Source organism: Vulcanithermus mediatlanticus (assembly GCF_055385885.1).
The window spans coordinates 403,199-417,617 of record NZ_AP042385.1 but is presented as its reverse complement, the minus strand read 5'-3'; the positions used below and the strand labels follow the sequence as shown (position 1 = coordinate 417,617).

The 14,419-nt window shown below is 63.9% G+C and carries 11 protein-coding genes; 10 read left to right on the top strand and 1 reads right to left on the bottom strand.

All coding sequences use genetic code 11. The features are described 5' to 3' along the window. Positions 1-6: 6 nt before the first annotated feature. Entirely contained in the window at positions 7-1,926 is a 1,920-nt protein-coding gene (locus ACZ5BT_RS03085; protein ID WP_464885162.1) for a BTAD domain-containing putative transcriptional regulator, read from the bottom strand. 103 nt (positions 1,927-2,029) lie between these two features. Between ACZ5BT_RS03085 and ACZ5BT_RS03080 the strand changes: the two genes are divergently transcribed. From ACZ5BT_RS03080 to ACZ5BT_RS03035, 10 genes are all read left to right on the top strand, one after another. After that, positions 2,030-2,809, top strand: a complete 780-nt coding sequence (locus ACZ5BT_RS03080; protein ID WP_464885161.1) for a c-type cytochrome — start codon at positions 2,030-2,032, stop codon at positions 2,807-2,809. Next, a complete protein-coding gene (locus tag ACZ5BT_RS03075) occupies positions 2,806-6,399 on the top strand; it encodes a nitrate reductase subunit alpha (protein ID WP_464885160.1) in 3,594 nt (1,197 codons plus the stop codon). The genes ACZ5BT_RS03080 and ACZ5BT_RS03075 overlap by 4 nt, the downstream gene beginning before the upstream one ends. Before the next feature lie 21 nt (positions 6,400-6,420). Continuing rightward, positions 6,421-7,932: a nitrate reductase subunit beta gene (gene narH / locus ACZ5BT_RS03070; RefSeq protein WP_464885159.1), complete on the top strand. Its 1,512-nt coding sequence runs from the start codon at positions 6,421-6,423 to the stop codon at positions 7,930-7,932. Beyond that, positions 7,933-8,442, top strand: a complete 510-nt coding sequence (locus ACZ5BT_RS03065; protein ID WP_464885158.1) for a nitrate reductase molybdenum cofactor assembly chaperone — start codon at positions 7,933-7,935, stop codon at positions 8,440-8,442. Next, positions 8,439-9,134, top strand: a complete 696-nt coding sequence (narI, locus tag ACZ5BT_RS03060; RefSeq protein WP_464885157.1) for a respiratory nitrate reductase subunit gamma — start codon at positions 8,439-8,441, stop codon at positions 9,132-9,134. The genes ACZ5BT_RS03065 and narI overlap by 4 nt, the downstream gene beginning before the upstream one ends. A gap of 15 nt (positions 9,135-9,149) precedes the next feature. Then, the gene (locus ACZ5BT_RS03055; protein WP_464885156.1) at positions 9,150-10,460 is read left to right on the top strand and encodes an MFS transporter; all 1,311 of its coding nucleotides are present in this window, start codon (positions 9,150-9,152) and stop codon (positions 10,458-10,460) included. Positions 10,461-10,548: 88 nt separating this feature from the next. Continuing rightward, positions 10,549-11,259: an adenosylcobinamide-GDP ribazoletransferase gene (gene cobS / locus ACZ5BT_RS03050; protein ID WP_464885155.1), complete on the top strand. Its 711-nt coding sequence runs from the start codon at positions 10,549-10,551 to the stop codon at positions 11,257-11,259. Between the two features lie 56 nt (positions 11,260-11,315). Next, positions 11,316-12,626 (top strand): ABC transporter substrate-binding protein, encoded by a 1,311-nt coding sequence (locus ACZ5BT_RS03045; RefSeq protein ID WP_464885154.1) that lies wholly within the window; start codon positions 11,316-11,318, stop codon positions 12,624-12,626. Positions 12,627-12,695: 69 nt separating this feature from the next. Continuing rightward, positions 12,696-13,586, top strand: coding sequence for a carbohydrate ABC transporter permease (locus ACZ5BT_RS03040; protein WP_464885153.1), 891 nt, complete (start codon positions 12,696-12,698; stop codon positions 13,584-13,586). Between the two features lie 3 nt (positions 13,587-13,589). Continuing rightward, complete coding sequence (locus tag ACZ5BT_RS03035; protein ID WP_464885152.1) at positions 13,590-14,414, top strand: carbohydrate ABC transporter permease; 825 nt, start codon at positions 13,590-13,592, stop codon at positions 14,412-14,414. The last annotated feature ends 5 nt before the right edge of the window (positions 14,415-14,419 follow it).

The window sequence follows — 14,419 nt, the reverse complement described above, 5'->3', positions numbered from 1 at the left end:
CCAGCCTCACACCGGCTCGAGGCGTCTTTTGGCCTCGGCTCTCGCCAGCTCGGCCTCGCGGTGCCGGCCGAGGCGTTCGAGGGTCTGGGCCAGGTTCTCATAGAGGTAGGGGTCGTCGGGGTCGATGGCGGTGAGGCGGTGGTAAATGGCCAGCGCCTCCTTGGGCCGGCCGAGCTGGGTCAGCTCGGTGGCGGCGCGCTCACCCACCCGCACCGCCTGGGCCTTGAGGTAGGCGCGCTCCGACATGAGCCAGTCGCTGTAGCGCTCTTCGGCCATGACGTCGCCCCGGTAGAGGTCGAGGGCCTCGAGGTAGGCGCGGATCGCCTCTTCGCCCTTTTTCGCGTCCCCCTCGCGGATCTTGGCCTCGAAGGCGTCGACATCGAGGTGGTATGACAGCGAGGGTTCCCAGGCGTAGCCCTCGCCCACGGTCTGGATGATCTGCGGTTGGCTGGGGTGGGGCTCGATCTCCTGGCGCAGCTCGTGCACCACCTGGGGGACGCGACGGGTGGCCTCGAGGGGGTCTTCGCTCGGCCAGAGGGCGGCGGCAATCTCCTCCTTGCTCAAAGGGCGCCCCCGGTGCGCGAGCAGGAGTTTAAAGAGCTTCCAGGCCCGCTTTTTCGCCAGATCCTGGGAAGGGATGCGCCGCCCTTGAACGCGCACCTTCAGGTTGCCGAGGGCTTCGACCTCCAGCCAGTGGGAGCTGCCGAGCCTGAGGGCCGGCTGGCTCGGCGCGCTCAGTGTTTCCCAGACCAGACGCTGGAGCCACATCAGGGGGACGATGGCCCGGGTGGGAGGCGTCGGGCTGCGGGCGAAGAGCAGGGTTTGCACGCCGACCACCGCGTCGCCCGCCCATACCGGCAGGCAGTAGCGGGGTCGACCCTGGCTCTCGGGGCAGGGTTTGACGCCCATGCGCACCGTGTAGACCTCGCCGGAAAAGGCCGGGCAGCTCTCCACGCCATCGCAGGCCGGGGGCAGGTGGGCGGGGACCGAGATGCGCTTGCCGTCCTGGTCGAGGAAGGTGGCCGAGCTGGCGCCGCTGAAGGCCGCTGATTCGGCCAGGAGGTGCTCGATGGCGCTCTCCCGCGATCCGTGCTTGAGCGAGTTGAGGGAGCGGGAGAGCTGGCGTTCACCGAGGCCGGTCAGGGCGGCGTAGATGCCCGAGGCCAGCATGGGGGCGATGAGTTCGAGCAGCTCCAACGCCTCATCTCCGGCATCCTTGTTCTTGCTCGCGAGGTTGAGGACGCCGATGATGCCGTGGGGTAGTTCGAGGGGGTAGCTCAGGTAGGTGTGATAGCCGGCGCGCTTGACCATCACCCGTAGGTAGCGTTCGTCGGCCTCGAGGTCGTGGGTGACGATCGGCGTCTTTTCGGTGGCGACGATGCCGGGATACCCCTCGCCCCAAGCGAAAAAGGGGCGTTCGAGGAAAGCGCGAACGTTTTTCCCCACGTGGGCGGTGAGGATGAGGTAACGCTGGCGGGGGTCGGCCAAAAAGAGTTCGGCGGCCTCCATCCCCGAGGCGTGGCGAAGCCGGTCGAGGAAGACCTCGAGCACCTGAAAAAACCGCAACGGCGCCTGGACCATGCGCCGGGTCGCCCAGGAGAGCGAAGCCAGGATCTCCTCGGCGTTGGGCTTTTTTCGAGATCGGAGGTGGATGACCGTGCCGTCGCTCCCAGCGACCCCGTGGCAGCGCAGGCGCTCGCCCCGGACCACGAGCAAGGTTTGGGCCTCGTAGTCCCCGCGCTCGATACGGGCGAGAACGGGGCAGCGGGCGCAAAGGGGGCGGCCGAAGTCGTCGGTGCCCCGGACGGCCTCCCAGCAGAATTTGCCAAGGATCTCTCTCCCTTCCTGGCCGAGGAGTTCCCCGACCTCGGGGGATAGCTCCAGGATCCGTCCCTCCCGGTCGAGTCGCCAGCGCGCTTTCTCCATTACCCCCCACTATAGCAGTTGGTACAGATGTCCCGGCCAGTGAATTTGGGGCGAATTGGTGTCGGCTAAGGTTCGCCCTAGGAAGGGGGAGTGTGGAATGCGAATGCGAAGAAGCTGGCTTTTGGCCCTGCTCCTCATGCTCCTGGGCCTGGCCACGGCTCAGAGCGGGGCGGCCCTCTACGGGAACAACTGCGCCGCCTGCCACGGCGCGAGCGGCGAGGGTGTGCCCGGGGTTTTCCCTCCGCTCAAGGACAATCCCAACGTCGAGGATTCCGCCTACGTGGCCAAGGTGATCCGCGAGGGGAGGAGCGGGCCCCTCGAGGTCAACGGCCAAACCTATAACGGCGCCATGCCACCGTTCCCTCAGCTCTCCGACGCCGAGGTCGAGGCGCTGGCGCGCTACATCGCCGCCGGGCTCGCTGAGGCTCGGGCGTCTGAGCCCGCCCCGAAGACCGCAACGCCAAAAGGGGATCCGCTCCGTGGTCGTGCGCTCTTTTTGGGCGAGCAGCGCTTCCAAAACGGCGGATCGCCCTGCGTCGCCTGCCACACCGCCAAATCGGTGGGCGCTCTGGGCGGCGGTGCGCTGGGGCCGGACCTTTCGGATGCGGCCCAGCGCTTTGGCAGCGCGCTCCCCGGCGTGATCAAACAACCCGGTTTCAAGGTCATGCGCGTCATCTATCGGGACAAACCCCTCACCGACCAGGAGGCCCAGGACGTGGCCGCCTTTTTGGCCGAAGGCGGCAGCGGTCCCAGCGTCGCCACCGCGGGCAGCCGCCTTTTGGGACTCGGTTTCCTGGGGTTTTTGGTCCTCTTCCTCGGCATGTTCCCGTTCTGGCCCAGGCAGCGTGAAACGTACTTGCAGCGCTTAAGGAGGAGAAAATGAAGAACTGGATCAAGGAGATCGAGTCGCCTGCCGAGCGCAAGTGGGAAGAGTTCTACCGCAACCGCCATCAGCATGACAAACGGGTGCGTACCACCCACGGCGTCAACTGCACCGGCAGCTGCAGCTGGGAGGTCTTCGTCAAGGACGGAATCGTGACCTGGGAGCTCCAGGCCACCGATTATCCCCACCTCGAGGACGGCCTTCCCCCATACGAACCCCGGGGCTGCCAGCGGGGGATTAGCTATTCCTGGTACCTCTACAGCCCGATTCGGGTGAAATACCCCTTTGCCCGGGGCGCGCTGCTCGATCTTTGGCGCGAGGCACGCCGCGAACACAAAGACCCGGTGAAAGCCTGGGAAGCGCTGCAGTCGGATTCGGAAAAACGCCGCCGCTACCAGCGGGCCCGGGGCAAGGGCGGGTTCCGCCGCAGCACCTGGGAGGAGATGCTCGAGCTCATCGCCGCCAGCGTGGTCTACACGGTGAAGAAGTACGGCCCCGACCGGGTGATCGGCTTTTCCCCAATTCCGGCGATGAGTCAGGTGAGCTACGCCGCCGGCAGCCGCTTCCTCACCCACCTCGGCGGCGTGGTGCTCAGCTTCTACGACTGGTACTGCGACCTCCCCCCGGCGTCGCCGGAGATCTTCGGTGAGCAAACCGACGTCAACGAGTCGGCCGACTGGTACAACAGCCGCTTCATCGCGGTGATGGGTTCCAACCTCAACATGACCCGCACCCCCGACACCCACTTCATCTCCGAGGTGCGCCACGCCGGGGCCAAGCTGGTGGTGTTCAGCCCCGACTTTTCCCAGGTCGCCAAGTACGCCGATTGGTGGGTGCCGACGAACCCCGGTCAGGACGGGGCGTTTTGGATGGCCGTCGACCACGTCATCCTCAAGGAGTACTACGCCGAACAGAGCACGCCCGAGTTCACCGAATACCTCAAGACCTACACCGACGCCCCCTTCCTGGTCGAGATCAAGGACGGGCGGCCCTATCGCTATCTGCGGGCGGGTGAGCTCTCCGCGTACCGGGACGTCGAGCACAAAGCGTGGAAGCTCCTCATCTGGGATAAGGAAAAGGGTCCCAAGATGCCGCAGGGCACCATCGGCTTCCGCTGGGCCGAGAAGGAGACCGGCAAGTGGAGCCTCGAGATGAAGGACGGGAAGACCGGCGAGGCGCTCTCGCCCGAACTGACCTTCCTCTCGGCCCATGACGAGGTGTTGGAGCTCGAGTTCGACGACTTCGCCGGCGATCGAACCCTGCGGCGCGGCGTTCCCGTACGCTACGTCGAGACCGAGCGGGGAAGAGTCGCCGTCGCCACTGTCTTTGATCTCATGATGGCCCAGTTCGGCGTCGATCGGGGCCTGCCGGGCGAGTACCCAAAGGGCTACGACGATGCGCTCCCCTTCACCCCCGCCTGGCAGGAGGGTTACACCGGGATTCACCGCGACACCGTGATCCGCTTTGCCCGGGCCTGGGCGGAAAACGGCCGGAAGACCGGTGGCAAGAACATGATCATCATCGGCGCCGGCGTGAACCACTGGTATCACAACAACCTGATGTACCGGGCCGGGATCGTGGGGCTGATGCTGACCGGTTCGGTGGGCAAGAACGGCGGCGGCCTCGCCCACTACGTGGGGCAGGAAAAGGTCGCGAACCAAGCTTCGTGGAGCACGATCGCGTTCGCCCTGGACTGGGGCATGGCCCCCAGGCACCAAAACACCCCGAGCTTCCACTACGTCCACACCGATCAGTGGCGCTACGAACGCGGCGCTGCCGACTACGACAAGACCGCCGAGACGGTCGAGGACCACACCATCGACCACCAGGTGCGGGCGGTCAAGCGGGGCTGGCTCCCGTTTTACCCGCAGTTCAACAAGAGTTCCCTCGAGGTCGTCCGCGAGGCCGAGGCTGCCGGGGCCAAGACCGATGCCGAGATTGTCGCCTACGTGGTGGAAAAGCTTAAAGGCGGTGAGCTGAAGTTCGCGGTCGAGGACCCCGACGCGCCGGAGAACTGGCCCCGGGTGTGGTTCATTTGGCGTGGCAACGCCATCGGGACCAGCATGAAGGGGCACGAGTACATGATGCGCCACTACCTCGGCACCCATTCCAACGCCGTGGCCAAGGAGTGGGCCAAGGAAGTGGTCAAGGAAGTTGTCTTCCGCGACGCGGCCCCCGAGGGCAAGTTCGACCTGGTGGTCGACCTCAACTTCCGCATGGACACCAGCGCCCTCTACTCCGACATCGTGCTCCCGGCGGCGAGCTGGTACGAGAAGCATGACATCAACACCACCGACATGCACACCTTCATCAACCCCATGCAACCCGCCGTGCCCCCGGTTTGGGAATCCAAGCCCGACTGGGAAATCTTTAGCGAGATCGCCCGGAAGGTGAGCGAGCTGGCCGAGGTCCACCTTCCCGAGCCGGTCAAGGACGTGGTCATGCTTCCCCTGCAGCACGATACTCCGGACGAGCTGGCCCAGACCGAGGTCAAGGACTGGTGGACCGGTGAGGTGGAGGCCATTCCCGGTAAGACCATGCCCAAGTTCCGGGTGATCGAGCGGAATTATCGCGACCTCTACGAGCGGATGGTTTCGCTTGGACCGGCGGTCAAGAAGAACGGCGTCGCCGCGCACGGCTTGAAGATCCCCGTCGACGACGTCTACGAGGAGCTGAAGACCCGCCAGCCGCGAAAGAGCGACCGGCTCGGCGAGGTCTATCCGAGCCTGGAAAACGGCCGCGACGTGGCCGAGGCCATCCTCCTTTTGGATCCGGTGTCGAACGGCGAGCTTGCTTACCGCGCTTTCTTGGCTGAAGAGAAGAAAACCGGTCTCAAGTTGGCTGACCTGGGCGAGGGCAGCCGCGACGTACGAATCGACTTCGACGCCATCGTGGGACAGCCCCGCCGCCAGCTCACCACCCCTACCTGGTCGGCGATCACCACGAACGGCCGGGCCTACAGCCCCTTCACCCTGAACGTCGACCGGCTGGTGCCCTGGCGCACCCTTACCGGGCGCATGCACTTCTACCTCGACCACGAGGGGTACCTGGCCTGGGGCGAGCACTTGCCGACCTACAAGCCCCGCCCCGACCACACCATGCTGCTCGAAACCGAGGTCAGCGCCAAGGAGGCGCCCGGGCGGTTGATGAACTACATCACGCCCCACGGCAAGTGGTCGATCCACTCCACCTACTCGGAGAACCACCGGATGATGACCCTCTCCCGGGGCGGGTACCCGGTCTGGATGAACGACAAGGATGCCCGCGAACTGGGGATCGAGGACAACGACTGGGTCGAGGTCTTCAACGACAACGGCGTGTTCGTGCAGCGGGTCATCACCTCGGCGCGCATTCCCAGGGGAACGATCTTCGTCTACCACGCGACGGAACGGACGGTCGGCATTCCCAAGTCGCCGCTCAGGAAGCGCCGGGCCGGCATGAACAACTCGATCACCCGGGCCCGACTCAAGCCGCTTTTGATGAACGGCGGGTATGCCCAGTTCACCTACTTCTTCAACTACTGGGGTCCCACCGGCGTGAACCGCGACACCTGGGCCTTCATCAGGAAAGTCGATCGGCCCGAGTTTTGAGGGAGCTGAGAGGAGGAAGCGATGAACGTACGTGCCCAAATGAGCATGCTGTTCCACCTCGACAAGTGCATCGGATGCCACACCTGCTCGGTCGCGTGTAAGAACCTCTGGACCGACCGCAAGGGGACCGAGTACATGTGGTGGAACAACGTCGAGACCCGGCCGGGCACCGGTTACCCGGTCGGTTGGGAAGATCAGACGCACTACCAGGGGGGATGGGTCTACGACGGTCGCGGGGAGCTCAAGCTGAGGTTGCACAGCAAGGCCCAGGGGCTCACGCGGCTCTTTTTCAACCCCGCCCTGCCTGACCTCGAGGACTACTACGAGCCCTTCACCTTCCGCTACGGCGATCTCTTTTCCGCCCCCGCCGGCGACGATCAGCCCACCGCGATTCCGATCTCGATGATCACCGGCGAGCCCATGAACATCGAGTCGGGCCCCAACTGGGACGACGACCTTGGCGGCTCCAACATTTACGCCAAGAACGATCCCAACAGCCAGGATCTCCCCGACTCGGTGCGGGCCCAGCTCGAGGAGATCGAGGGGGTGGTCTTCAACTACCTGCCCCGCATCTGCAACCACTGCCTGAACCCCTCCTGTGTTGCGGCCTGCCCCACGGGGGCCATCTACAAGCGCGGCGAGGACGGGGTGGTTTTGGTCAACGAGAACAAGTGCAAGGCCTGGCGGATGTGCATCTCGGCCTGCCCGTACAAAAAGGTGTATTACAACTGGTCTTCGGGCAAGAGCGAGAAGTGCATTCTCTGCTTCCCGCGTCTCGAGACCGGCCAGGCCCCGGCCTGCGCGCATTCCTGCGTGGGGCGGATCCGTTACATGGGGGTGTTGCTCTACGACGCCGACCGGATTCCCGATGCGGCGATGGTGCCGGATGAGGCGCTGGTCGAGTCCCAGCTCGACGTGATCCTCGACCCCTTCGACCCCGAGGTGATCGCCGCGGCCAAAAAGAACGGCATCAGCGACGACTGGATCAAGGCGGCGCAGAACTCGCCGGTCTACAAGTTCGTCAAGGTCTGGCGCCTGGCGCTGCCGCTGCACCCCGAGTTCCGCACCATGGCCATGATGTTCTACATCCCGCCGCTCTCGCCGGTCATGGGCGTGATGGAGAACAACACATTGAACCTGGCGGTGGATGCGCGTGGCCCCGAGTTCGAACTCTTCGCCGACCTCTCTAAAGCGCGCCTGCCCGTGAAGTACCTGGCCAATCTCTTTTCCGCGGGCAACGAGAAGATCATCGAGGACGTGCTCCGGAAGATGCTGGCGGTGCGCATCTACAAGCGGGCGGAGACGGTGGATGGAGCGCTCACCGACGAGGCCAAGGCGGCACTGGCCGAGGTTGGGCTCGATCCCGAGACGGCGGAGGAGATCTACCGCCTGACCACGCTGCCGACCCTTGAAGACCGTTTCGTGATTCCGCCCTACCACCGCGAGGCCTCGATCGAGGCCTGGAAGGATCCCCTCGAGCACAAGGGACTCGCTGGAGTGGGTTACATCCAGCCGCCGGTAAGGGGGGAGTAGATGTTCCGGACGCTGGCCCTGGCCCTCAGCTATCCCCGCGCCGGGCTTTTGGAGGATCTCAAAGCCCAAAGCTCGGCCTGGCCGAAGCATCCGGCCAAGCAGGCGTTCGCCAGGTTCCTCGAGGCGATCGAAGGGCTTGGGCTTTCGGCGTGGGAAGAGCTCTACACCGAGACCCTCGACATGAACCCCAAGCTGGTTCCGTATGTCGGCTACGTGGTCTGGGGCGAGAGCTACCGGCGGGGCGACTTCATGGCCAGTCTCAAGGCCGAGATGGACCGCCTCGGTATCGACACCGGCGGTGAGCTGCCCGATCACCTGGCGCCGATCCTGCGTTACCTGGATCTGGCCGAGCACCCCCTGCCCAGCCTGATCGAGGTGCTCGAACCGGCGGTGTTGCGAATGAAGAAGGACCTCGCCGCGCTCAGCCCCCAAAACCCCTACCTCCACCTGCTCGACGCGATCCTGGTCAGGGTAGGGGAGCGCTTTCAAAAGGAAAGGAGGAAGGGATGAACTGGAACGCGCTTCTTTTCGAGATTTTCCCTTACGCGGCCCTGGTCCTGGCCATCGGGGTTACCGCGTACCGCTGGGCCTACCGCCCATTTAGCGTATCGGCTCAGTCGAGCCAGCTTCTCGAGCGGCGGCTCCTCTTTTGGGGCTCGATCCCCTTTCACTGGGGCATCAGCATCATTTTGACCGGACACCTTCTGGCCTGGCTTTTCCCCAGCGCCATCTTGGGGTGGAATGCGGCGCCTTTGCGGCTCTACCTGCTCGAAATCACCGGATTTGCCCTCGGACTTTGGACCCTTTTCGGCCTGCTCATCCTGCTCTGGCGGCGGATCGCTTCCGCCAAGGTCCGAGCCACGGCCACGGCGATGGATTACGTGGTGCTGATCTTGCTCCTCATTTCGGTCGCGACCGGGGTCTACACGGCGCTCTTTTTCCGCTTTGGCTCGAGCTGGTTCGCCACCACCATGAGCCCCTATCTCACCAGCATCTTCACGCTCCAGCCGAAACCAGAGCTGGTGGCCGACATGCCCTTTGCCTTCAAGTGGCACGTCTTCAACTTCTGGCTCCTTCTCGCCGTCTTCCCCTTCTCGCGATTGGTTCACATCATTACCGTGCCACTCGGTTACGTGCTCCGTCCCTGGCAGATCGTCATCTGGGTGCGGCGGCGCTTTACCCAAAACGTTCACCAGTTGTAGAGGAGGTTTGTTGAGATGCACACGGCAGGACACCACAAGATCCGCAGCAATCCGTCCGAGGCTTTGATCGCGGCCACGATCGGCTTCTTCGTCGGCTTTGCCGCCGTTGCGCTCTTCAACGTGACGGCGAAGAACTTCAAGGATGCCATGGGGCTTGACCCCGTTCAGGTCGGGCTTTTGGTCTCGATGCCCATGCTCTCGGGGTCGCTGCTCCGTATCCCCTTCTCGGCGTGGGTCGATACCGACGGTGGCCGTAAGCCCATGCTGACGCTCCTCTTCATGGCCATCGCCGGCTTGCTCGGTCTGATCGCGCTGATCGTCCTTTACTACCCAGATGGTTTGGATGCGAGCCTTTACCCGCTCTTGCTCTTCCTCGGGCTTTTGAGCGGTTGCGGCATTGCCACCTTCTCGGTGGGGATCAGCATGGTTTCTTACTGGTTCCCCCAGTCGCGTCAGGGCTGGGCGCTCGGCACCTATGCCGGCGTTGGCAACCTGGCCCCGGGCATCTTCACCTTCCTCCTTCCCGCGGCGCTGGCCGCCTGGGGGCTCCTCGGCGCCTACACCGCCTGGACCGGATTGCTGGCGGTCGGCACGCTCATCTTCATCTTCATCGGTTTCGGTGCCCCCTACTTCCAGCTCATCAAGCAGGGGGTGGCGGCGGACGAGGCGAAGAAGTTGGCCCGGAACATGGGCCAGGAGATCTTCCCCGCCGGCTCGATCATGGAGACGCTTACCCGCTCGGCGTCGAACTGGCGTAACTGGGTGCTCGTCGCCCTCTACTTCACCTCGTTCGGTGGTTTCCTGGCCCTCACCGCCTGGCTCCCCACCTACTGGCGCGAGTTTTTGGGCCAGGACGTGAGGATGGCCGCCTACCTCACCGCCTACTTCTCCATCCTGGCTTCGATCATCAGGGTGTGGGGCGGGTCGCTGTCCGATAAGATCGGCGGCGAGCGGACGGCGTTCCTGGCCTTTGGCGCGGTGCTCGCCGGGGCCGTGGTCATGACGCTGTCCCACGGTTTTGCCCTGTCGTTCATCGGGGAGACGCTGGTGGGCTTTGGGATGGGCGTGGGCAACGCCGCCGTCTTCAAGATGGTGCCGTACTACGTGCCCGACGCGGTTGGCGGCGCTTCCGGCTGGGTCGGCGGGCTCGGCGCCTTTGGCGGGTTCGTGGTGCCCCCGGTGATGGGGTATTTCGTGAAAGCCTACGGCAAGCTCAGCGGTTATCCCCTTGGCTTTACCGTCTACATCGTTCTCAGCGTGATCTCCTTGCTCTTCGTTTGGCTCTTGAGCGCGACCAAGCGCCAGGTGGCGGCGCGGTTGGGTTGACCGGTCTCTGGCCGACCGCAGGGTGGCCCCGCGCGCGGGGCCACCGCTTTTTGGGATCTTCCCGTCCTGACCGTGGAAAAATGGAACGGTGCAGCTTGCTCCCCTCTGGCACGCGTTTGCCTTTCTGACCCGGCTGCCGACGCCCCGGCCGAAGGCGGCGATGGACCTCGAGGCCGCCAGCGCCTTTTTCCCCCTGGTCGGCTGGGTCATCGGGGGCCTCCTTTTCCTAATCCACTGGGCTTTGAGCCGGGTCTTCGACCCCGGGATCGCCGCCGCGATGGTGCTTTTTGGCTGGCTCTGGGTCAGCGGCATGCTCCACCTGGATGGGTTGCTCGACCTGGCGGATGCCCTCCCGGCGGCGGTTTCTCCAGACCGGCGCCTGGAGATTCTTCGCGATGTCCACCTCGGAAGCTTTGCTTTGGGGATCGGGGTGGTCTACCTGGTTTTGAAGTGGCAGGCCCTGGTGTCCCTCGCCGCATTCTGGCCGCTCCTCTTCGCCCCGGCCTGGGCCAGGTTCGCGGTGCTGCTGCTGGCGCGGATCTACGCCCCGGCAAAGCGCTCCGGTCTGGGGGCAGCGCTCGGTCGGGGTCGGCTCGGCCTCGGCTTCATTTTCGCGCTACCGATCGTGCTGATCGCCCCCCTGGCGGCGCTTTTTTCGCTCCTGGGCGCGCTTTTGCTCGCGGGCTACGCCCGGCGCCGTCTTGGCGGTCTGACCGGCGACGTTTACGGCGCCGCGATCGAGGTGAGCGAGCTCGTCTTCCTGCTCGTGGCTGACGCGCTCATGAAGCTCGGGCGCTAAGCTGGAAGAGCCGGGAATGCTATACTGGCAGACGGAAAGGTAAAGGGAGGTTGGCTATGAAGCGAATCGCAGTGGTGGTAGCTACGCTTTTGCTGGTCGGGTCCGCCTTTGCGGCCAAGAAGGTCCAGATTACCTTCTGGCACGCGTTCGGGGGTGGGAGGACGGCGTTCATCCAGCGTATGGTGGAAGACTTCAACTACACCCACCCCAACATCGAGGTGAAGGCCGAGTATAAGGGCTCCTACCGCGACACCCTCAACGCCGCGATTTTGGCGGCGCGTCAGGGGAGCGCGCCCCACATCGTTCAGATCTTCGAGGTGGGCAGCCAGCTCGCCCTCGACTCGGGCATCTTCGTTCCCTTTGAGGATTACGTGCCGGCGAGCCTGCGCTTCCAGCTCGACGACTACATCAAGCCGGTGGCCAACTACTACCGCATCGGTGGCAAGTTCAACTCGATCCCCTGGAACTCCTCGAACCCGATCCTTTACTACAACAAGACCATCTTCAAAAAGGCCGGGCTCGATCCGGACAACCCGCCCAAGACCTTTGGCGAGGTGCTCAAGGCCTGCGACAAGATCATCTCCAGCGGTGCCGCGCCCAAATGCATCACCTGGCCCCTCCACTCGTGGTTCGTCGAGCAGTGGGTCGCCGAACAGGGCGCTTTGCTCGCGAACAACGAAAACGGCCGTGCCGCCCGGGCCACCGACGTCTACATCAACTCCGAGGCCATGAAGCGGATCATGACCTGGTGGAAAGAGATGTACGACAAGGGTTACTACGCCTACTCGGGCAAGCCCGAGGACTGGGACGGCGCCAACCAGCTCTTCGTGAGCCAGCAGGCGGCCATGGAGATCACCTCGACCTCAGACGTGACCTTCCACCAAAACGCGGCCTTCGAAAACGGCTATGAGCTCGGCACCGGCTTCCTGCCCGTTCCCGACGGCATCGAGCGGAACGGGACCGTGGTCGGCGGCGCCTCGCTGTGGCTGACCAAGGATCACCCCCGGGAAGAGCTCGAGGCCGCGGTGACCTTCCTCCTGTGGTTCACCAACACCGAGAACATGGTGCGCTGGCACAAGGGGACCGGTTACTTCCCGGTGCTCAACACCTCGGTGAAGGTTCTGGAATGGGAGCGCTGGTTCGACCGTCAACCGGCCTACCGCGCTGCCTTCGACCAGCTCCTGCAGTCCAAGGCGAACCGGGCCACCCAGGGTGCGCTGATTGGGCCCTTCCCCGAAATCCGTAGCATCATCGAGGACGCGGTGCAATCGATCTTCCAGGGCACCCCGGTGGATAAGGCCCTCGACCGGGCCGACGCCAAGGCCGACAAGGCGCTTCGCGACTACAACACCTCGGTCGGGCGGTAGGCTTTAGGCCTTCGCCCCGCGGTGCGACCGGCGACCGCGGGGCACTTTTTTTGGAAGAATGGGGGTGTGATGGAAACCCACTCCGCCTACAAGAGCCGATGGTTGCCGTGGGTGTTGCTGGCCCCGACGCTCGTCATCCTGATCGTTTTTCTTTACTGGCCGACCATCGAGACCTTCCGGCTCTCCCTTTTCCGGGTGGCGTTCTTGGGCCTGCGCAAGACCTTCGTCGGGCTTGAGAACTACCGGGAGATCTTCACCAACCCCGAGTACGTGCGGATCTTTACCCAAACCGCCGTCTTTGCCGTCCTGGTCGTCTTCTTTTCCATGGCGGTCGGGCTCATGCTCAGCGTTTTGGCCAACCAGAAGGTCACCGGCTGGCGGTTTTACCGGTTGATGCTGATCTGGCCCTATGCCCTCAGCCCGGCGGTGGCCGGCGTGATCTTCCTCTTTCTCTTCAACCCCCAATCCGGCATCGTCAATTTTTTCCTCGGCAAGCTCTTCGGCATCCGCCCCGACTGGCTGACCGAGCCAGCGCTGGCGATGGGCGTTTTGGTGCTGGCGGCGGTGTGGAAGAACGTGGGGTATAACGTGGTTTTTTACCTGGCGGCGCTGCAGAACCTTCCCGGGGAGATCCTCGAGGCCGCGCTCATCGACGGGGCCACGCCCTGGCAGCGCTTTTGGCGGGTCACGTTTCCCCTGCTCTCACCGATGACCCTCTTTTTGCTGGTCATCAACACCATCTACGCCTTTTTTGAAGCCTTTCCCTTCGTCGACCTCCTGACCAAAGGCGGCCCCAACGGGGCGACGAACATCCTGATCTTCAACATCTACCGCGATGGCTTTGAGTTCTTCAAAACCGGCCTCGCCGCGGCTCAGTCGGTGGTGCTCTTTGTGGCGGTGGTGGTCCTGACGATCGTGCAGCTGCGCTTCGGCGAGCGGCGCGTGCACTATGGGGGGTAAAAGATGATGAGGAAACGGACCGCGAGCTTCGTCGTTCACCTCTTGCTGATATTTTCCGTGATCGCGGTGGCGGCGCCGGTGGTGGTGGCGTTCATCTTCTCGACGCAGACCCCCGGTGAAATCTTCCGTTACCCCCCGAAATTCACCATCGGCAGCGCCTTCATCGAGAACTACTCGGTGGTGTGGAATCAGTACAAGCTCGGCCTTTTCATGAAAAACTCGGCGATCATCTCGATCGCGGTGACGGTGGGCAAGACCCTGGTCTCGTTCATGGCCGCCCTGGCGCTGGTCTATTTCCGCTTTCCGCTCAAAGGGGCCATCTTCACCTTTATCCTGCTCACCCTGATGATGCCGACCGAGATCATGATCGTGGCGCTCTTCGAGCTGGTGAATCAGATCGGGTGGTCGAACTCGTACGCCGCCCTCATCGTGCCTTTTTTGGCTTCGGCCACCGGGACCTTCCTTTTCCGGCAGCAGTTCTTGCAAATCCCCACCAGTTTGGTTGAAGCGGCCAAGATCGATGGGGCGGGGCCGATTCGCTTTGCCTGGTCGATCCTGCTGCCGATGAGCATGAACGTGATCGCGGCCATGGCGGTGATCCAGTTCGTTTACATGTGGAACCAGTACCTCTGGCCGCTCATCATCATCCGCGACGGCAGCAAGCAGGTGGTCCAGGTGGGGCTTCGCATGCTCACCAGCGGCCAGGACGCGACCAACTGGGGCATCGTGATGGCCGGGGCGATCGTGGCCCTTTTGCCGGCGCTCTTCGTGTTCCTGCTGCTCCAGGAGCAGTTCAGCCGCGGTTTCGCCCTGAGCCAGGAGAAATAGGGGGT